Raw genomic sequence first — 18,382 nt, 5'->3', positions numbered from 1 at the left:
GCCTCCTTATAAATTGACATTCACTTTATATTCGCTTAGATTATTGCCCTTAGTATCCATTACATGCACCGCACAAGCAATACAAGGATCATAAGAGTGAATTTTTCTAATGATTTCAAGTGGTTGTTTTACATCAGCGATTTTAAGTCCTATCAAACATTGCTCATAACTTCCACCTACGCCATTTGCGTCTTTTGGACTTGCATTCCAAGTAGAAGGCACCACAGCTTGCCAGTTTTCAATGACGCCATTTTTAATTCTACACCAATGGCTTAATGTTCCGCGTGGCACATGCCCCATATAGCGTCCTTTGTATTCCTTAGAATTATCGATCACATAAGGCGCACAAGTACTCTGATCTACTTTTAAATTTTCAACTAAATTATTAAACGCTTTTAAAGCATTATTTGCAACGATTTTTGCTTCAATACAACGCGCAGCTGTTCTTCCAAGTGTACTAAATACAGCATTTAAAGGAAGTCCTGTTTCTTTTAAGAACTCATCTACCACAGGAACAACATTTTGATTACCTTTAGCATAATTTACAACAATATTTGCTAAAGGTCCTACTTGCATAGGGTTTCCTTCATAGCGTGGAGCTTTAATCCAACTATATTTACCCTTGGTATCAAACACTTTAGAATGAACATTATTTCCATGATGATCTACGCTTTCTCCATCTACAAGTCCTGTATAATTTGGATTTGTTTTACCATCATAAGGGTGTAAAGGTTCATTGTCTGCATACCAAGAATGAGTTGCCTCTTCGGTAATCTTATCTTCTTCTACTTCATAAACCTTGCTTAAATCTCCATTTTTGATAATACCACTTTCAAAAAGCCATTCATCTCTTCCGATTTGGAATTCTTTAAAGGTGTAAAGATTATTTACCCCTATATCATTTAAAACACTTGCTTCATGTGCATAAGCTTTTCCTGCCATCACAAGATCAGGATAATACGCACGATTAACAAAGTCTTGTACTTCTTGGAATTTAACCATATATTCACCCATTCTTGCAGGATCAAGCAAATCCATAACACAAGTTATACCACCAACGGTTAAGCTTTGTGGATGTGGGTTTTTAGCTCCAAAAATCGCCATACATTGAGCAATGATTCTTTGAATTCTTAAACATTCTAGATAGTGAGAAAGAACGATTAAATTTTGCTCAGGAGTTAAACGATAAGTTGGATGACCATAGTACGCATTAGCAAAAGGTCCTAAATTTCCTTTATCTACAAAAGTTTTAAGTCTTTGTTGCACTTCAAGAAGTTTATCTGCACCTGTTGCATAAGGATTTGGAGTGTATTTAAAAGCTTCATCGCTTGCTTTTTTAACATCAGCACTTAAAGCACTTACCACATCAGCCCAATCAAGCCCATGAAGTTGATAAAAATGCACAATATGATCGTGTAAAAATAAAGCTGCATTCATTAAAGTTCTTGTTAAAAGCGCATTTAAAGGCGGAGTAATACCTAAAGCATTTTCAACAGCAACTATACCTGCTTTATAATGTGAAAAAGTACAAACTCCACAAATTCTTTGTGTCATAAAACCCGCATCTCTTGGATCGCGCCCTTTTACTATGGTTTCAATACCGCGCCACAAAGTAGAGCCTGCATAAGCTTCTTTTACCACATTGTTATCATCAACAACAACTTCAACTCTTAAATGCCCTTCAATTCTTGTAATAGGATCTACGATTATTTTTTGACTCATTTTTATTCCTTATCTTTTTGCATGGAAGATATAACTGCGTGTGCTGCTATAGCAACGCCTGTGAGTGTAAGCACACCTATACCAATTTTATCTGAAACACTATCTGCACCCAAACCAAAAACAGTATCAAATTTACGACTAGCCATAGGCTCTTCAAAAGGTCCCATAGTATCCCAAAAATCAGGCTCAGAACAACCTATACAACCATGCCCTGCTTGAATAGGCCAAGAAGTGTGCTGGTTAAATCTCTCTCTTGAGCAGTTATTAAAAGTATAAGGCCCTTTACAACCTACTTTATAAAGACAAAAACCTTGTTTTGCTCCTTCATCTCCAAAAGCATGTACAAACTCACCCGCATCAAAATGTCCGCGTCTTTCACAAAGATCATGAATTCTTAGACCATAAGCCCATTTTGGTCTATTATACACATCAAGTGCTGGTAACTCGCCAAATAATAAATAATGAAGCACATTACCCACTATATTTTTTTCACTTGGAGGACAGCCTGGAACATTGATCACAGTTTTGCTTGTTACTTTGCTTAAAGGCTGTGCATTACTAGGATTTGGTCTTGCGGCTTGGATTCCTCCAAAGCTAGAACAGGTTCCTATAGCAAAAATTGCCAAAGCATTTTCACTTGCCATTTTTGAGAGCTCATAGCCTGTTTTTCCATGTGCACCTATGGTTAAAAAATGCTCTGTATCACCCATAGGGATACCACCTTCAACCATTAAAATGTATTTATTTTTATGCTTTTGAATGGCACTTTCTAAATTTTCTTCAGCTTGCCAACCTGCTGCAGCCATCACTGTTTCGTGATATTCTAAAGAAATATAATCAAAAATCAAACTATCAATCGTTGGAGTATCACTTCTTAACAAACTCTCGCTACAGCCTGTACACTCAGCCATATGAAGCCACACAACAGGAAGCCTATCAGCAAGCTCAGCAGCTTTTACCACCATAGGAGTAAAACTCGCTGGCAAAGCCAAAAATGCAGTCATAGCACCTGCCCATTTCATAAAATCCCTTCTAGAAAAACCTGACTTTTCTAATGCTTTTGTAATACTATCATTGTCTTTCAAAGAAGGAAGCTTTTCAAGAGCCGATAAACGCGACTCTATTTGATGATAATCAATCATTATATTTCCTTTATAACATGAAATTTATTCTCTATAATAATAAAATAAAGGAAGTTAAAATAAAGTTAAAACTTACTCTCATAAGCAAATATTAGTATCACTCTTAATTAAAGCTTAATCATAAGCCTTTTTTGAGTTTACGAATCAAAAATCTTGCAGGGTGAATAGCGTGGATGTATTTTTTTTCTAAACACAAGGGTTCATTATTTATCAATGCACACAAATACCTTGCCGCTAAAACACTTGTGCTAAAACCCCTTGATCCATGAGCAAAATTAAAATACAAATTACAAGACATTTTAGCTAGCTTTTGCTTCTTGTTTTTTGTCCATAATAAAGCTTTATATTCTTCTTTATAAAACACTTCATCATAGGCATTTCCAACTATCATAAAGCGATCACTCGAATAAGATCTAAAGCCTACCTTAGAACCTATGATTTCTAATTTTGTATTTTTATCTATAAATTCGGCTATATTTTCTATATTTTGTTTATCATCTTCTTCTTTTGATTCTAAACTTGTATCAAGCCTATCATAGCTTGCTCCAATCACTTGCAAATCATCTTTTACAGGGCAAATATAAGCCTTAGAAGATAAAGGAAATGGAGTATTTAAAAAAGGTTTTAGATGTGTAACTTGACCTCTTACTTTGCTTAATTTCATCTCATCATAAAAAACAAAATCTTTTGTATCTGCACCCATAGCATAAATTAAAACCGCATAATCACTTTTAACAATATCATTTTTAAATTTTAAAGTAAAACACTCATTTTCAAATTTATAAGCTTGAAATTCATGATTAAAATATATACAAGCTTTACTTTTTTCAAAAAGATTTTTAACCAAATTTTTTGGAAAAATCACTCCACCCTCTTCTAAAAAAGCTTGATTTTTTGAAATTTTAAACAAAACATTTTCTCTTTGTGTGTCAAATCTTTCTTGCATCAAATCATTATGTGCAAACTCCACCACACCCTTAAATTTTAAATCTAAAATTTGTCTATAAAAACGGCTTGCTTCTATAAAAGAAAGCTCTGAAAACTCCCCTAAATTTACCTTAGGCTTTAAGATTAAAGAGCTTAAAATTCCACTTTCATTTCCGCTTGCACCCTTGCCTAATTCTAAATATTTTTCAAAAACATCTACTTTAAAACCTCTTAAACTAAGCTCATAAGCTAAAACAGCACTTGATATACCCGCACCAATAATAGCTACTTTTTTATTTTTTAAAGATGAAAATGTTCTTGAAAAATACGCTTCTTTGTCTTTAAACTCAAGCTCATTTTCCAAATAAGCTTTAATCATTTCTCTTTTTCTAAAACCTTTGGTTTTTTCTACTCTAAAACCATATTTTTTTAAATTTTTTTGCAAAAAACTTGCCGAAGAAAAGGTGCAAATTTGTGTATTTTTTTTAGAAAGTCTTGCCACTTCAAAGATTAAATTTTCATCAAACATTTGCAAGTTTTTATTTGGAGAAAATCCATCTAAATACCAAACATCAGCTTTAAAATCCAATTCTTTTAAAACAGCTATATCTTCAAAAACAAGATCTAAAAAACAATCTTCAAAATAAAAACGATAAATTCCTTCTTTAGCCTTGGGATAAAATTTTAAAAATTGCTCTAAAAGCTCTTTAAACTCTTCATAAAATCCTAGTTTTTGATAAATTTCTCTTAATTGTTCTTTTTCGATATAAAAAGCTTCTACGCTAATATAAAAAAGTTTTTTAGGACGCTTAGAAGGGGTAGTTTCTAAAAAGCGTTTCAAAGTAAGAAAAAAATTTAAACCTATACCAAAACCACTCTCTGCGATAATAAAATTTTCTTGATTTTTCCATTCAAAAGAATGAGTATAAACAAATTTGCTTTCATTTAAGCCATCTTTGGAATTAAAATAAAAATCATCAAAATCCAAAGAAAAAGGAGTACTATCCTTAAAGATTAGCTTAGCTTTTTTCATCGGTTGTTATAAAAATAACTCTCAACTCCATCAGCAATACCCTTAACCAATAAATCTTGAAAAGCTTTATTGGCGATTCTTTTGCCTTCATTTGGATGTGTGATATAGCCAATTTCAATCAAAATTGCAGGCATTTGCGCACCTACTAAAACCCAAAAAGGTGCTTCTCTTACACCGCCATCTACAATTTTATACTTTTTGCGTGTTTGAGTGAGTATATTTTTTTGTACATCAATGGCTAGTTTATTTGAAGCAACGATTTTTTCACGATTTAAGAAATTTAAAATACTTTGTTTTGAGAAATAATTAATCTCTTCAAAATCCCCTTGATTTTCTTTTTCTGCTGCCTTTTTACTTCTTTCACTTCTTGCAGGACTTAAAAAGAAAGTTTCCACACCTTCACTACTTTTGGCTTTTGTGGCATTTGGTGCTGCATTAGCATGTATAGAAATAAACAAATCCGCTCTTTTATCATTGGCATATTTAGTTCTATCACGAAGATTGATAAATTTATCCGAACTTCTAGTATAAAGCACTTTATAACCGCGTTTTTTAAGTTCATTTCCAAGTTTTAAAGCCGTACTTAAAACTATATCTTTTTCTTTTAAACTTCCTTTTTTATCACTTAAGGCACCGCTATCTTTTCCACCATGCCCCGCATCGATAACCACAAGCTTTCCTGATTTGTAATTTGTATTTAAAGTTTTACTAGAACTTTGAGTTGCTTTTTTGTTTACATTTTGATTTGTAGTTTGTGTATAAAAACCTAAAGTGAGATTTTTATTATCCAACTCCTTTAAGAGTTTAAATTCTTTAGGAGCGCTCAAAACCACACGAACAGTTTTTGGATTATATTGAGTAACTGTAATCACATTTTGTCCAAAAGTAAAGCTTTTTCTATTACCTTCTAACACACCCTTAAAACTTACAACATATCGGAATTTTTGATCTTTGGTATCAAATACTGCTATTTCTTTTTCATCTAAATCATCGCTTAAATTTAACACCACAGCATTAGAAATTTTATCCACATCTAAAACATATAAAGGCTCTTGATTTTCTTTTTCGTTATTGGTTTTTTTATCTTGTTTTTTTGTTTCTAAAACTTTGGCTTTAATTTCTGTTTTTTGATCTTGCTTTTTCTCTGAAATTTTACTAACTTGCTCAGTCTTTTTTTGGCTAGTAGTTTCTTTTGAAAAAATTAATTTTTCTTCTTTAAAAGATATATCAATAGGAATTTTTTCTTTAGCATAAACCACTATACGTATGGTTTTGGGATTAAATTGTGAAATCACTAAACGATAATCATCAAATTTAAACTCTTTTTTACCCCCTTCTAAAACCCCCTCAAAATCACTAATAAAACGATAATTTCCTTTTTCATCTAAAGCAAAACTTTTTAATTGTTCCTTATTTAAATCTGCATTTAGTTCAAACTCTACACCTTGGTTTGTTTTACTTGACTTTAAAACATAAATTTTATCATCGCTTTTTGCTTTAGAAACGATACTACTCTTTGGCGCTCGCGAAGTTTTAGAACTTGTTTTTTCTGTATTTTTTATTTGTTCGTTAGATGATTTTTTTTCATTTTTTTGAACTGTTTTTATAGGTTCAAAAGTTGATTTTTCAGTGTCTTGAGAAATATTTTGAACCTTAATATCTTTAATAACAGCCTTTCTTAAAGCATTGATACTTGCTTCACTTATACCACTTTCTTTTAACTCATTAGCATATGACTTGTCATCTAAATTTAAAGTATTTGAACTGATGATCAATCTTTTTAAAATTTCAATTTTAGTTTTTTCATCTTCATTAATAACACTTTGTATATAAAGGCTTTTGAGCTGATGGTGAAATTTTACTTGCACTTCGCTTTTAGAACCGATAAAATTTTTATCGAAATTTGCAAGTTCATTTTCATAAGCTCCAAAAAGAGTTGTGAAAACAAATACTAAAAATACAAAAATTTTAGCCATTATTCACCATTAACCAATTTTTCCATAAGTTCTTTAACACTGATAAGCTTATCTAAACGATATCCATTTGCACCTGTAAAGAAAAGTCCTGTTTCTTTTTTACCTGACCACGCATCAAAAAGCCTATCTGCTATACAATACCCTACTTTAGTCGCCTCTTTTCCGCGTCCACAAGGTGCTACACAATTGCTTATACAATTAATCTTTGGACCCATTCTTTTATCTACCAAATTTAAAAGATTGGTTCTAACCCCACGTGCAGGATAGCCCACAGGAGATTTAATAAGCTCTATATCTTCTTCTTTAGAAGCTAGCAAAACGCTTTTAAACTCTTCACTCGCATCACATTCAAAAGTTCCTATGAAACGCGTTCCCATTTGAACGCCACTAGCCCCTAAAGAAATAGCGTTTTCTATATCTTTTTTATCCCAAATTCCACCCGCAGCAATTACAGGAAAAGATCCCCAATTTTTAGCCTCTTCTACCACAGGAGCGATTAATTTTTCTAACTGATAATTTGGATCTAAGCACTGTTCATAAGTAAAACCTTGATGACCTCCACTTTTTGGCCCTTCTAAAACCACTGCATCAGGCAAGCGATTGTAACGGCTTTGCCATCTTTTGCAAATAATTTTTAAAGCCTTTGCAGATGAAATGATAGGCACTAAAGCCACATCAGGAAAATCTGCAGTAAATTCAGGTAAATTTGTGGGAAGTCCAGCGCCTGAAACAATCACATTAAAACCAACTTCACAAGCATCGCGTGCTATTCTTGCATAATCATTACTTGCACATAAGATATTACACCCCAAAGGTGCATCGCCACAAACTTTTCTTGCATTATTAATCAAAGCTTGCAAACCCTTGCGTGAGTAAAAATTTTCACTTCCATAAGGCTTAGCATTTAATTCTTTACTTGCATACTTTCTTTCTTCATAATATCCTGTTCCCACAGAAGAAATGATCCCAAGTCCACCATTTAAAGAAACTGCAGAAGCTAATCTATCCCAGCTTATGCCTAGTCCCATTCCCCCTTGAAAAATGGGATATTTTATAGTATGTTTTCCTATTTGTAAGGGTTGTAAATTCATTCTTTTACCTTTAATTTTGCAAATTTTCTTTTACCTATTTGTAAGATGTATTCTCCTTGTTCTAAATGCATTTGCTCGTCGCTAACTTTTTGAGAATTTACACTTACTGCATTAGCACTGATGCTTCTTCTTGCCGCAGAAGTAGAACTTTCCAAACCACATTCAACCAAAGCCTTAGCAAGCCAAATTTTTCCTTGTATTTCAAACTCAGCCATATCACTTGGTAAAGCATTTTGAGAATGAATCCTATCAAATTCAGACTTAGCATTATTAGCCTCTTCTTTGGAGTGAAAACGCTCCGTAATCTCTAAAGCTAAATTTTCTTTAGCTTTTTTAGGATGTAAATTGCCTTGTTCTATATCTTTTTTTATTTGCGCGATTTCTTCTAAGCTTTTTTGACTTAAAAGTTCATAATATCTAAACATCAATTCATCACTAATACTTAAAATTTTAGCATACATATCATTAGCTTTTTCTGTAACACCAATGTAATTATTTAAACTCTTACTCATTTTGTTTACACCATCTAAACCTTCGAGTAAAGGCATCATAATCACAGCTTGTTCTTTTCCTATGTTATAAACCCTTTGAAGCTGTCTTCCCATTAAAAGATTAAATTTTTGATCCGTTCCGCCCATTTCAATATCGCTTTTTAAAGCCACGCTATCATATCCTTGAAGTAAAGGATACAAAAACTCGCAAATCGAAATAGGGCTTTGCTCTTTAAATCTCTTGGTAAAATCGTCACGCTCAAGCATTCTAGCTACACTAAAAGTTGAAGTAAGCTCTACTATACCCGCAGCTCCAAGTTCATTAAGCCAAGTAGAATTAAACTTAATCTGTGTTTTTTCTTTATCCAAAACCTTAAAAACCTGCGTTTCATAAGTTTTAGCATTGATTAAAACTTGCTCTTTATCCAGCTTTTTACGCGTTGCACTTTTTCCACTTGGATCGCCAATTTGTCCCGTAAAATCTCCAATCAAAAATTGCACAATAGCTCCATGTTTTTGCAAAAAAGCCATTTTTGTTAAAACCACACTATGGCCTAAATGTAAATCAGGTGCTGTAGGATCAAATCCTGCCTTTATGAAGAAATTTTCACCCTTTTCATAATAATTTTTAATTAAATTTTCTATTCTTTCTTCATCAATAAGCTCTGCACAGCCACGCTTAACTTCTGCTAATATTTTTTTTATATCCATAATAAACCTTTTTAACCTTCTTTATAAGCATCATTTAAAGATGTAAAATCTAAAATTTTACAACGAGATTTTAACCTATCCTTGACACTATCTGGGTTGATATTATCAGGAATTTCCATTGTAATCTCAAAATAATCTACCGCCGAATTTAAATCACTTGATAAATTAATTGTTAATAAATTTATCTGCATTTTAGCTAAAAATGCCAAAAATTCCGCTAAAACACCTTTTTTATTTTCCAAAGAAAAAATCAATTTATAAGATTTAGGGATGTTAGAATCCCATTTTATAAATACCATATCTTGATTATTATCTATCATTTTATCAGCTCTATCGCAAAGCTTATGATGGACGATAGCGTTACCACCTTTAACAAAAGCTAAAACAGCATCACCTCTTTTTGGATGACAACAAAAATCAAAATCCACATTAGCGATTTTATGGTTGCAATATAGAGTAAAATTTCCTATTTTTTGTTCTTTAATCTCATATTTATCAAACCAATATGACTTCTTGGCGTATTTTTTAAGACCATTAACTATATCTTTTAAATAAGCACTATCTGTTGCTACTTGTCTAATACGTCTGGCTAAATTTTCTTTTTCTATCCAAGTTTCAATTCTGTTTTTATCAACTCCAAAAATAAAACTTAACATATTAATAGAACTTGCTAGATTAATCTCTCTGATTTTTTGCTTACAAAATTCCCTTATACTTGCTTTTGCTTTTCCTGTTTTAACACTATCTATCCAAGAACAGCGATAAAATTTATCATTGCTAGTAACCACTTGCACAATATCGCCATTTTTAAGCTCGGTTAACAAAGGTATTTTAATACGATTTACATAAGCACTTTTTGCATGAAGCCCTACTTTGGTATGCACTTCATAGGCAAAATCAAGAACCGTTGCACCACGAGGCAAAGTAAAAATTTCTCCCTTAGGAGAATAAACTGCGACATCTTCAACATAAAGACTATCTTTAGCATATTCATAAAGTTCAATAGCATTATAATCTTCTGCATTTTCAAGATTGTTTATACTTTGCATTGAAATATCTGTAAGCCAATCAAGACGAGGCGCAACCACACTGCCATCTTCTTTATATTTCCAATGCGCTGCTATACCAAATTCCGCAATTTTATGCATATCAAAAGTTCGAATTTGTGCTTCTATAATACTTTTAGCATCAAAAAGTGTGGTATGTATGGTTTGATAACCATTTTGTTTAGGCAAGGCTATATAATCCTTAAAACGCGAAACCAAGGGATTAAAATGTGTATGTAAAATTCCCAAAGCTAAATAACAATCACTTACTTTTTCAACCAAAATTCTTACCCCAAGCAAATCAAGAACTTCTTCAATACCAATGCCTTTTCTTTGCATTTTAAGATAAATAGAATAGCTATGTTTAATGCGTTTTTGAATTTCAAAACTACCTTGTCTAAAGCCATTGCTCAAAAATAAAAGTTCGATTTTGGAAATAAATTCATTTAAACCTAATTGCATTTCTTGATTATTGGAGTTGATATAATTGTCAATAAGCTTATACTCATCTGGCATAAGATATTTAAAGCTAAGATCTTCTAAATAATTTTTTATGCTTGAAATACCAAGTCTATGAGCTATTGGGGCATATACAACTAAAGTTTCTTCGCTGATTCTTTTTTGCTTATCTTCTCTTAGAATATCAAGAGTAAGCATATTATGCAGCCTATCACATAACTTCACAATCAAAACCCCAACATCTTCAATGCTTGCTAAAAGCATATTTCTGAAAGTCAAGGCTGATTTAGTTAAACTTTTTTTAGATTTTGATGAAACGAGATTATCTTCTCTAATTTCTATAATTTTAGTAAGTCCTAAAACAAGTTTTAAAACCTCAGAACCAAACTGCTCTCTAAGTTCTTCTTCAGTGCAGTTTGTATCTTCAATCACATCATGCAATAAAGCAGCTAAAATATTGCTTTTATTTTCACTTAAAAATCCAACCAGTGTCGCTACTAAAATAGGATGCACTGCATAAGGCTCTCCACTTTTTCTAAACTGCCCTTCATGGCAAAATATACAGTAATCTACCGCTTTTTCAAGAATGGCATCATGGCCACAAATTTCGAAAAGCAAAGCCTTAGCAGCTTCTAAATCTTTACAATTTTTTACATTATCGATTAATTGTTCAAGCAATAATTCTTCATCGATTGGTTTCAACTAAACCCTCTAAAGTGATTTTATTTTCTGCAATTTCATATAAAGCTATATCTGCAAGTTTATTTTTATTTTTATCAAAGTCTACCAAAGGGGTTACTCCATTCGCCAATTGTTCCGCTCTTTTTGCTACCACTAAAGAAAGGCGATATCTATCATTACCCATTTTTTCCAAAGCTTTTGCCGCTACTTCTTCTATTCTTTTATCCATAATTTTCTCCTTAATTATTTTTAACGATTGAACAAAGGCTAGTATCACCTTGTATGATTTTAAGTAAATTACCCTCTTCAAACATATTACAAACCACAATAGGAAGTTTGTTATCTTTAGCTAAAGCTATAGCTGTATCATCCATCACTTTAATATTATCTTGCATAGCCTCATCATAACTTAAAGTATTTAAAAATACTGCATCATCAAATTGTTTTGGATCTTTATCATAAACTCCATTAACTTTTGTAGCTTTTATTACCATATCTGCATCAATTTCCACAGCTCTTAAAATAGCTGTTGTATCTGTAGTAAAATAAGGGTTTCCAGTACCTGCGGCAAAAACCACAACACGACCCTTTTCTAAGTGTCTTTGTGCTCTTCTCATAATATAAGTTTCACAAAATGCTTCCATCTGAATGGCGCTTTGAACCCTAACTTCAAGTCCAGAGCTTTCTAAAGCTTCTTGTATAGCAATAGCATTGATAACCGTAGCAAGCATTCCCATATGATCTCCACTTGTCCTTTTAATCAATCCGCCCTTAGCAGCACTTACTCCGCGAATAATATTACCACCGCCTATAACTATACCTACTTCTATTTGATTTTTTATAAGTTCTTTAATCTCTGAAGCTATGAATTTTAAAATAGAATTTTCTATACCAAAGCCATTTTCACCTGCTAAAGCCTCTCCTGAAAATTTTACTAAAACTCTTTTTCTCTCTTGCATTATTTCTCCTTATTTAACTTGAAATTATATTTTAAATTCCATTAAATTTAGCTAATTTAAGCTAATGAGTTCCAAAGGATTGATATGAAAATTTTTTTGAGTTACTTCAAAAGTAAGATCATTTTTTATCCTACCCACTACGGCACCTTTTTTAATATTCTTACCAACTTTAATATTAGGAGCAATCTTATCTAAATGTGCGTATATTGTATGTATGCCATTATCATGTTCAACAATAACAACTCGAGCTAACATGCTAGTATCTTTGGCAAAAACTATTTTTCCATCTAGCACATTTTTAACAACTGCATCGCTTTTATTGCTTCTTAAAACTACATTCTCGTTAAAAATTTTAAGATTGTAAACAGGATCAACATAATTTCCAAATTTTTGCTTCACAGTAAAAGAATCCAATGGAGCTATGGTTTTTTTTCCTGTGTAACGCTTGACTGAACTTCCTTGATAGCTTGAACCTAATTGTCTTATTTTTTGATTATTTTTTACTATTTTAGTATCATTTTTGTTTGAATTTGCATCTTCTTTATCATTAATAATTTTTAATTGATTTAATGTTTTTCTAAGCTCTTCTTGCTGAGCTTGCAAATCATCGAGTTTTTTTGCATATATAGCTCGATCTGTTTTTTGTTTATTAATTTCGCTAATTTGTTTTTGTTTTAAACTTTGAAGCTTGGCTAATTGAGCGTTGTAATCCTTAAGACTTTCATTGATTTTCTTAATCTGAGCTTGTTTATCATCAATAAGCCTGCTTACTCCCTCATAATCTTTAGAAATTTTAAAAATTTCTTCATTTAAAACTTTGTTTAAACTTCCTAAAATTTCAAAAGCCATAAAACTTTCTTCACTTTCAATATAGCCTTGAGGGATAGGTAAATCATAAGCAAAATCTTTAGCCATTAAAGATATAAGCTTACCTTCCATATTTGATTTACTTTTAAGCAAATCTTCATTTTGGCTTGTAAGAGTATTTAACTCTTGATTTTGAGCCTTAGCACTTGCTTCAAGCTTAGAAGTTTGTGAATTTAAGCTTTCAATTTGCAAACTTAGATCTTTCAAACTTTTTTCACCATTTAAAATATCGCTAGCCAAATCTTCAAGTTTTTTATTTAACTGTTCTTGTATGCGTTTATTTTCTTCTAAACTTTTTGTTTTTTCATTTATAGCGTTTGCTAAACTTATATCAACAAACAAAAAAAAACAAAAAAAGATAAGAATATTTTTTCTCATCTTTTAACCTTAAACATAACCGTATTTACACACAACAAGCAAATAAACAAAGTAGCTAAAAAAATTAAAGTCAAATGTAAAATAAAATTAATAGGTGGAAAAATAATATCTACAGCCTTTAAACTTTCTTGGACAATAGAAAGATCAAAAATTTGGGTAAAAAAGGCAAGTAAAATAACAAAAGCAATAAAACAATCAACCACAACCACCTTATAAAGCATAAAAGATCTAAACCAAAACGGAGCTCCAAATAAACACATAATTTCAATACGATCGGTATGTTCATAAAGCCAAATTCTCATCTGTTTTAAAAACAAAACAAAGGCAAGTAAAATAATGATAAACAAAAATAACCAAAAAACAAATTTCATCAAAATAAGCAAAGAGTATATCTTATCATGGGTTTTAGAAAAAGTTTCAACCTTGCTAACACCTACAATATTTAAAAGTTGATTTTTAATCGAATTTAGTTCATTTTGATCGGGCAAAGAATTTAATTTTAAAGTATAAAATTTTGGCAGAGAATCTTTTAAAACTTTCAAATTCTTTTCAGAAACATCATTTTTCAAACGATCGATTAAATCCTTAGGATCTAAAGATTCAAGTCCAGCAAAAAATGGTACTTTTGTTTTTACTACATTCTGATCAAGTTCAGTTTTGCTGACAACTATAATATTATAATCTTTATTAACAAGTTCTTCATAATGCTTTAAAGTTGCATTTGTAATCAAAATAAATTCAAAAGCAAACATCATAAAAAGTAAAGGTAAAATTAAAGATAAATGTGTTTTAAAAAATTTCATTCATTTTTCCATTTTCTATATTAAAACGACGATAATCCACTCTTAAATTACTAGGAATTCTATGTGTTACCACTATAACACAAGTTCCTAAAAGCTCTCTAGCAGACTTTAAAAGAGTCCATATAATATCAGAAGAATACTCGTCCAAATTTCCCGTTGGCTCATCGCAAAGCAAAAGCTTTGGATTATGAGCTAAAGCCCTAGCCATAGCGACGCGTTGTTGCTCGCCACCGCTAAGTTGATTAGGCAATTTATCTGCTTTAAAAGTTAAATTTACATGCTTTAAAAGCTTAGCAGCTTGATCATGGCATACTTTTTTGCTATAACCTTTAATCATTAAAGGCAACATAACATTTTTTTCAACACTATATTCTTGTACAAGTTTATAATCTTGAAAAATAATCCCTATTCTTTGACGCAATTTTAAAAGTTCTAAATTTCCAATTTTATTCATCAAAGATCCACATACTTCAAGCTTACCAGAAATAGGTTCTAAATCTCCATAAAAAGACTTTAAAAGCGTACTCTTACCACTCCCACTTTTACCCGTAATAAAAACAAAATCATCATCCTTAAAAGCAAAACTCGCTTCTTTAATAACTAATTCATCATAACCTAAAGTAAGTTTATTTGCTTGGATTAAATTAGGCATCCTTTTTCCTTAATTTCCCTTTTTAAATTTTTAAATTATGCTTTATTTTTGCTTAATTTTCAAGAAAAATTATATTTTAAACTGAACTTTTAAAATTTCTTTTAATTCATTTATCGCTTTAATATTTTCTTGAATTTTAAATGGTTCTTTAAAAACAAAATCAATCGTTTTATCAAGATGCAAATAACAATGTTCAGGCTTATTAAAAGCTCCAAAAGCAACCTTTAAAAGCAAATTCTCATCTTGTTTATAGATGCTTTCAAAATGCAAGAAAAAATCATCTTTTTTTATAGTAATATTTTTAAAGTTCTGCTCTATTTTTTTTAAATCCTCTTTAGAAAATTCAACCGATGAGAGATTAAATTCATTTAACTCATAGTTTTTACATTCTTGGTTAAAATTCCACACCCAAAGATCATATATATTTTTTTCTTGCTTTTTCCATCTATCTTCATATTTGCTTGAAATTTCTAAATTTTCATTTTTTCTAAGACTAAATTTTGGAGCAGGAAAAGTCAAAAATTGTTCTAGAGTAAAATTAAAATACTCAAAACTATCTGTTCTAAGCTCAAAACGACCATTTTGGGTTAAAACCCTGGCACATTCTTTGCAAAAATCTTTCCCAATAACTCGCCTATGAGGCTTTTTGTCCCAAGGAACAGGAAAATGTAGAAAAATCTTTTCAACTGATTTTGATTTTAATACACTCAATAACAATCTCGCATCACTTTGGATTAGCAAAATATTATTTACATTTTGTGCTTTAGCAAGTTTAGCTACTTGAGTTAAAGCTGGATTGTAAATTTCCACCCCTAAAATTAAAACATTTAGATTTTCTTTTGCTTGATAAAGCAAATGTCTTCCTGATCCAAAGCCTATTTCTATATAAATTTTACCCTGAAGTCTAGATAAAAGCTCATCAAAATTATCAACAATAAATGGTGTTTTTTCAATTAAAGCATTGCTTTTAAGTCCAAAAGCTTCATTGACAATATCCTCACAAAAACCTTCTTTAAAGATTTTTAAAGCCTTTTGCAAATAACCTATTTTAGAAGGTTTTGTATGTTTATCGCCTTTAATCACAAAACCATTTTGTGCTTTTTTAATCTGCAGAAAAAAACTCTCTTCTTGAACCTTTGTATAAATAAGACTAACATTATCATTCTTAGCAAGCCAAAGAAATTCAACATCATCCTTGCTATAAGGCAGATTTATTTCTTTGATCTTTTTGCTTTTAAAATTTGGCACTACTGAGCCGCCTTAACTTTGCTTGAAGGTTCTGAACGAAGCCCGGCTGAATCAATAGCAATAACTTCATAACTATATTCCACCCCTGGTAAAGCTTTTACATCTTTTAATCGCTTTTCTTTAATGCCTTTAAAAACTGCATTTTGCTCCCCGCCATAGCGTCTTACTTCATACTCAACAGCTCTAGTATCATTATCACTCCATTCTAAATTTATCCCTTCGCTTGTACTTTGAGCCAAAATAATACTAGGAGCCAAAGGATTACCTAAAGTTTTACCTTCTACACCATCTTTTGGCATAGGACTTTCAAGACCATCTTTATCCACCATTGTTACTTTATAATACTTGCTTTTACCTGCTCCTTCTACTATATCCTCATAAGAATTTTTATCAGTCTTTGCTAAAACACTAAAAGGAAGGAAACTTGAGCTCGTAGAATAAACTTTATAATAAGAAAAATCTTCATATGTAGGAGCATCCCAAGTTAAAATGATTTTATTAGAACCATCTGTGCTAGCACTTAAATGCTCAACTTGAGGAGGTAAAGCCTTGCTTGTAGAACTTACAACTTGACTTGGCTCACTCTTTATCCCATTAAAACTCACAGCAATAATTCTATAACTTGAATTTTCATTAGGTTTTAAATCACTATCAATGTATTCAGCGTTTAAACGATTTTTTACTTCTGCAATTTTTTTAAATTCTTTATCATCACCTTTGGTTCTTTCAATAATATAAGAATCAACCCTAAAATCAGGATGCGGACGCCAAATAAGTTTAATACGATTAGGCAAATTAGTCACAGCTTGAACAAAAGGAACAGCTTCAAGCCTTGGAGCTGTGCTCACTTCTATAACCTTGCCATCTTCTGAAATTTGTCCTTGCTCATTAAAGCTTTTCATCATATAACGATACTTAGTACCAGGCTCTAATTTAGTATCTACATAATGAGTTTGAAACTTATCTTTAATAGTGCCTACAAGTTTAAAATCAGGATTTTCATCACTAGAACGATACAAATAAAATCCTTTAATATTTTCATTATATAAAGGCTCCCATTCAAAAGCAATATTACTCATATCACTAAGACTTTTTAAACTTTCAACCTTTGGCAAGCTTTCATTTACAGCAGGCTCTTTACTTGAAGCTAGCGAATTCATTTGCGAAACACTACAAGCGCTAAGCAAAAGAGTTAAAAAACTCAAGTAAAAACTCAAGCGAAATCTTTTCATCATTCTCTCCTAAATTAATTTGTTTAAACATAATATTTTTAAAATCTTCCATCAAAGGTGCTTTAACAAAAATTTGCTCTTTGGTTTTTGGATGGATAAAATACAAAAAATAAGCATGCAACATTATCCTACAATCATACTTACCCTTATAACCATATAAACTATCACCTAAAATATGGCGATTTAAACTAGCCAAATGCGCTCTAATTTGATGAGTTCTTCCTGTAAAAAGCTTAGCAGCCATCAAAGTTAAATTTTCAGTTTTTACTACATTTATAAAAGCTGATTTTGCGTTTTTACTGAATTTATTTTCCTTATCTATGGCTATTTTTTTAATAGCATTAGAAGGCGAACGCATTAAAAATTTTTCTACTATAATTTTATCTTCTTTTAGTGGCAAATCAATTAACGCAAGGTAAATTCTTCCCATGCTTTTATCTGCAAGCTGTTCGCTTAATTTTTGATGGGTAAAGTTATTTTTCGCTATCAGTATAGCTCCGCTTGTATCTTTATCTAATCTATGGACAAGACCAGCTCTTATCTCTCCTCCTAAATTTGATAAAGTATATTTTTTTTCTATTAACCAATCCACCAAAGTGGCATTTTTAACGCTACTTGCTCCATGAACGACTAAATTTGAAGGTTTATTTAAAACAAGCAAGTCTTCATCTTCGTATAACACATCAATATCAAAATCCACTTCAAACTGGGGTTTTATCTCATCACAAGGCTTTAAACTTGCAATAGAAATAATATCACCATTTTTAAGCTTAAATGAATTTTTATCTTGAATTTTATCATTAACCTGTACGCAATCTTTTTCTATAAGTAAAGCAACTTGATTGCGACTTTGGTTTAATTTTTTAGCCAAAAACACATCAAGCCTTGAATTTTCATCTACTAAAAAAGTTTGCATTTTTTCCTTAGAGGTTTTGATAAATTTAAAATTTTAGTTTATAATTAT

Annotated in this window: 15 protein-coding genes; all 15 read right to left on the bottom strand. The window is 31.2% G+C overall.

What is annotated here, in order from left to right; all coding sequences use genetic code 11:
* Positions 1-6 precede the first annotated feature (6 nt).
* Complete coding sequence (locus ELQ04_RS00260; RefSeq protein WP_002937742.1) at positions 7-1,722, bottom strand: nickel-dependent hydrogenase large subunit; 1,716 nt, start codon at positions 1,720-1,722, stop codon at positions 7-9.
* Between the two features lie 2 nt (positions 1,723-1,724).
* On the bottom strand, positions 1,725-2,864 hold the full coding sequence (locus ELQ04_RS00255) for a hydrogenase small subunit (RefSeq protein WP_044778046.1): 1,140 nt from the start codon (positions 2,862-2,864) through the stop codon (positions 1,725-1,727).
* Positions 2,865-2,982: 118 nt separating this feature from the next.
* The gene (gene mnmC, locus ELQ04_RS00250) at positions 2,983-4,824 is read right to left on the bottom strand and encodes a bifunctional tRNA (5-methylaminomethyl-2-thiouridine)(34)-methyltransferase MnmD/FAD-dependent 5-carboxymethylaminomethyl-2-thiouridine(34) oxidoreductase MnmC (RefSeq protein WP_044778047.1); all 1,842 of its coding nucleotides are present in this window, start codon (positions 4,822-4,824) and stop codon (positions 2,983-2,985) included.
* Complete coding sequence (locus ELQ04_RS00245) at positions 4,821-6,800, bottom strand: N-acetylmuramoyl-L-alanine amidase (protein ID WP_044778048.1); 1,980 nt, start codon at positions 6,798-6,800, stop codon at positions 4,821-4,823. The genes mnmC and ELQ04_RS00245 overlap by 4 nt, the downstream gene beginning before the upstream one ends.
* Positions 6,800-7,891: a nitronate monooxygenase family protein gene (locus tag ELQ04_RS00240; RefSeq protein ID WP_002857924.1), complete on the bottom strand. Its 1,092-nt coding sequence runs from the start codon at positions 7,889-7,891 to the stop codon at positions 6,800-6,802. The genes ELQ04_RS00245 and ELQ04_RS00240 overlap by 1 nt, the downstream gene beginning before the upstream one ends.
* Positions 7,888-9,093: a tyrosine--tRNA ligase gene (gene tyrS, locus ELQ04_RS00235; RefSeq protein ID WP_002856563.1), complete on the bottom strand. Its 1,206-nt coding sequence runs from the start codon at positions 9,091-9,093 to the stop codon at positions 7,888-7,890. Before tyrS ends, ELQ04_RS00240 begins: the two co-directional genes overlap by 4 nt.
* A gap of 11 nt (positions 9,094-9,104) precedes the next feature.
* Positions 9,105-11,300, bottom strand: a complete 2,196-nt coding sequence (locus ELQ04_RS00230) for a bifunctional (p)ppGpp synthetase/guanosine-3',5'-bis(diphosphate) 3'-pyrophosphohydrolase (RefSeq protein WP_044778049.1) — start codon at positions 11,298-11,300, stop codon at positions 9,105-9,107.
* Entirely contained in the window at positions 11,284-11,508 is a 225-nt protein-coding gene (locus tag ELQ04_RS00225) for a DNA-directed RNA polymerase subunit omega (protein ID WP_044778050.1), read from the bottom strand. Before ELQ04_RS00225 ends, ELQ04_RS00230 begins: the two co-directional genes overlap by 17 nt.
* Positions 11,509-11,518: 10 nt before the next feature.
* Positions 11,519-12,238: a UMP kinase gene (pyrH, locus tag ELQ04_RS00220; protein ID WP_002854049.1), complete on the bottom strand. Its 720-nt coding sequence runs from the start codon at positions 12,236-12,238 to the stop codon at positions 11,519-11,521.
* A 51-nt stretch (positions 12,239-12,289) separates the two neighbouring features.
* Entirely contained in the window at positions 12,290-13,483 is a 1,194-nt protein-coding gene (locus ELQ04_RS00215; protein WP_002853860.1) for a M23 family metallopeptidase, read from the bottom strand.
* Entirely contained in the window at positions 13,480-14,286 is an 807-nt protein-coding gene (locus ELQ04_RS00210; protein ID WP_044778051.1) for an FtsX-like permease family protein, read from the bottom strand. The genes ELQ04_RS00215 and ELQ04_RS00210 overlap by 4 nt, the downstream gene beginning before the upstream one ends.
* Positions 14,273-14,938, bottom strand: a complete 666-nt coding sequence (locus ELQ04_RS00205) for an ABC transporter ATP-binding protein (protein ID WP_002856386.1) — start codon at positions 14,936-14,938, stop codon at positions 14,273-14,275. The genes ELQ04_RS00210 and ELQ04_RS00205 overlap by 14 nt, the downstream gene beginning before the upstream one ends.
* Before the next feature lie 69 nt (positions 14,939-15,007).
* The gene (trmB, locus tag ELQ04_RS00200; protein ID WP_002937734.1) at positions 15,008-16,186 is read right to left on the bottom strand and encodes a tRNA (guanosine(46)-N7)-methyltransferase TrmB; all 1,179 of its coding nucleotides are present in this window, start codon (positions 16,184-16,186) and stop codon (positions 15,008-15,010) included.
* The gene (locus ELQ04_RS00195) at positions 16,186-17,421 is read right to left on the bottom strand and encodes a fibronectin type III domain-containing protein (protein ID WP_074469125.1); all 1,236 of its coding nucleotides are present in this window, start codon (positions 17,419-17,421) and stop codon (positions 16,186-16,188) included. The genes trmB and ELQ04_RS00195 overlap by 1 nt, the downstream gene beginning before the upstream one ends.
* Complete coding sequence (locus ELQ04_RS00190) at positions 17,366-18,334, bottom strand: RluA family pseudouridine synthase (protein WP_002937723.1); 969 nt, start codon at positions 18,332-18,334, stop codon at positions 17,366-17,368. Before ELQ04_RS00190 ends, ELQ04_RS00195 begins: the two co-directional genes overlap by 56 nt.
* Positions 18,335-18,382: the final 48 nt, after the last annotated feature.

Source organism: Campylobacter sp. CH278, from assembly GCF_004378845.1.
GTDB classification, from domain to species: Bacteria; Campylobacterota; Campylobacteria; order Campylobacterales; family Campylobacteraceae; genus Campylobacter_D; species Campylobacter_D jejuni.
This window is presented reverse-complemented; position numbering and strand designations above follow the sequence as displayed.

Excerpts from the sequence above, each read along its gene's own strand:
- ELQ04_RS00260 (WP_002937742.1), bottom strand. The coding sequence starts at position 1,722 with ATGAGTCAAAAAATAATCGTAGATCCTATTACAAGAATTGAAGGGCAT.
- ELQ04_RS00255 (WP_044778046.1), bottom strand. The coding sequence starts at position 2,864 with ATGATTGATTATCATCAAATAGAGTCGCGTTTATCGGCTCTTGAAAAG.
- mnmC (WP_044778047.1), bottom strand. The coding sequence starts at position 4,824 with ATGAAAAAAGCTAAGCTAATCTTTAAGGATAGTACTCCTTTTTCTTTG.
- ELQ04_RS00245 (WP_044778048.1), bottom strand. The coding sequence starts at position 6,800 with ATGGCTAAAATTTTTGTATTTTTAGTATTTGTTTTCACAACTCTTTTT.
- ELQ04_RS00240 (WP_002857924.1), bottom strand. The coding sequence starts at position 7,891 with ATGAATTTACAACCCTTACAAATAGGAAAACATACTATAAAATATCCC.
- tyrS (WP_002856563.1), bottom strand. The coding sequence starts at position 9,093 with ATGGATATAAAAAAAATATTAGCAGAAGTTAAGCGTGGCTGTGCAGAG.
- ELQ04_RS00225 (WP_044778050.1), bottom strand. The coding sequence starts at position 11,508 with ATGGATAAAAGAATAGAAGAAGTAGCGGCAAAAGCTTTGGAAAAAATG.
- pyrH (WP_002854049.1), bottom strand. The coding sequence starts at position 12,238 with ATGCAAGAGAGAAAAAGAGTTTTAGTAAAATTTTCAGGAGAGGCTTTA.
- ELQ04_RS00215 (WP_002853860.1), bottom strand. The coding sequence starts at position 13,483 with ATGAGAAAAAATATTCTTATCTTTTTTTGTTTTTTTTTGTTTGTTGAT.
- ELQ04_RS00210 (WP_044778051.1), bottom strand. The coding sequence starts at position 14,286 with ATGAAATTTTTTAAAACACATTTATCTTTAATTTTACCTTTACTTTTT.
- ELQ04_RS00205 (WP_002856386.1), bottom strand. The coding sequence starts at position 14,938 with ATGCCTAATTTAATCCAAGCAAATAAACTTACTTTAGGTTATGATGAA.
- ELQ04_RS00195 (WP_074469125.1), bottom strand. The coding sequence starts at position 17,421 with ATGATGAAAAGATTTCGCTTGAGTTTTTACTTGAGTTTTTTAACTCTT.
- ELQ04_RS00190 (WP_002937723.1), bottom strand. The coding sequence starts at position 18,334 with ATGCAAACTTTTTTAGTAGATGAAAATTCAAGGCTTGATGTGTTTTTG.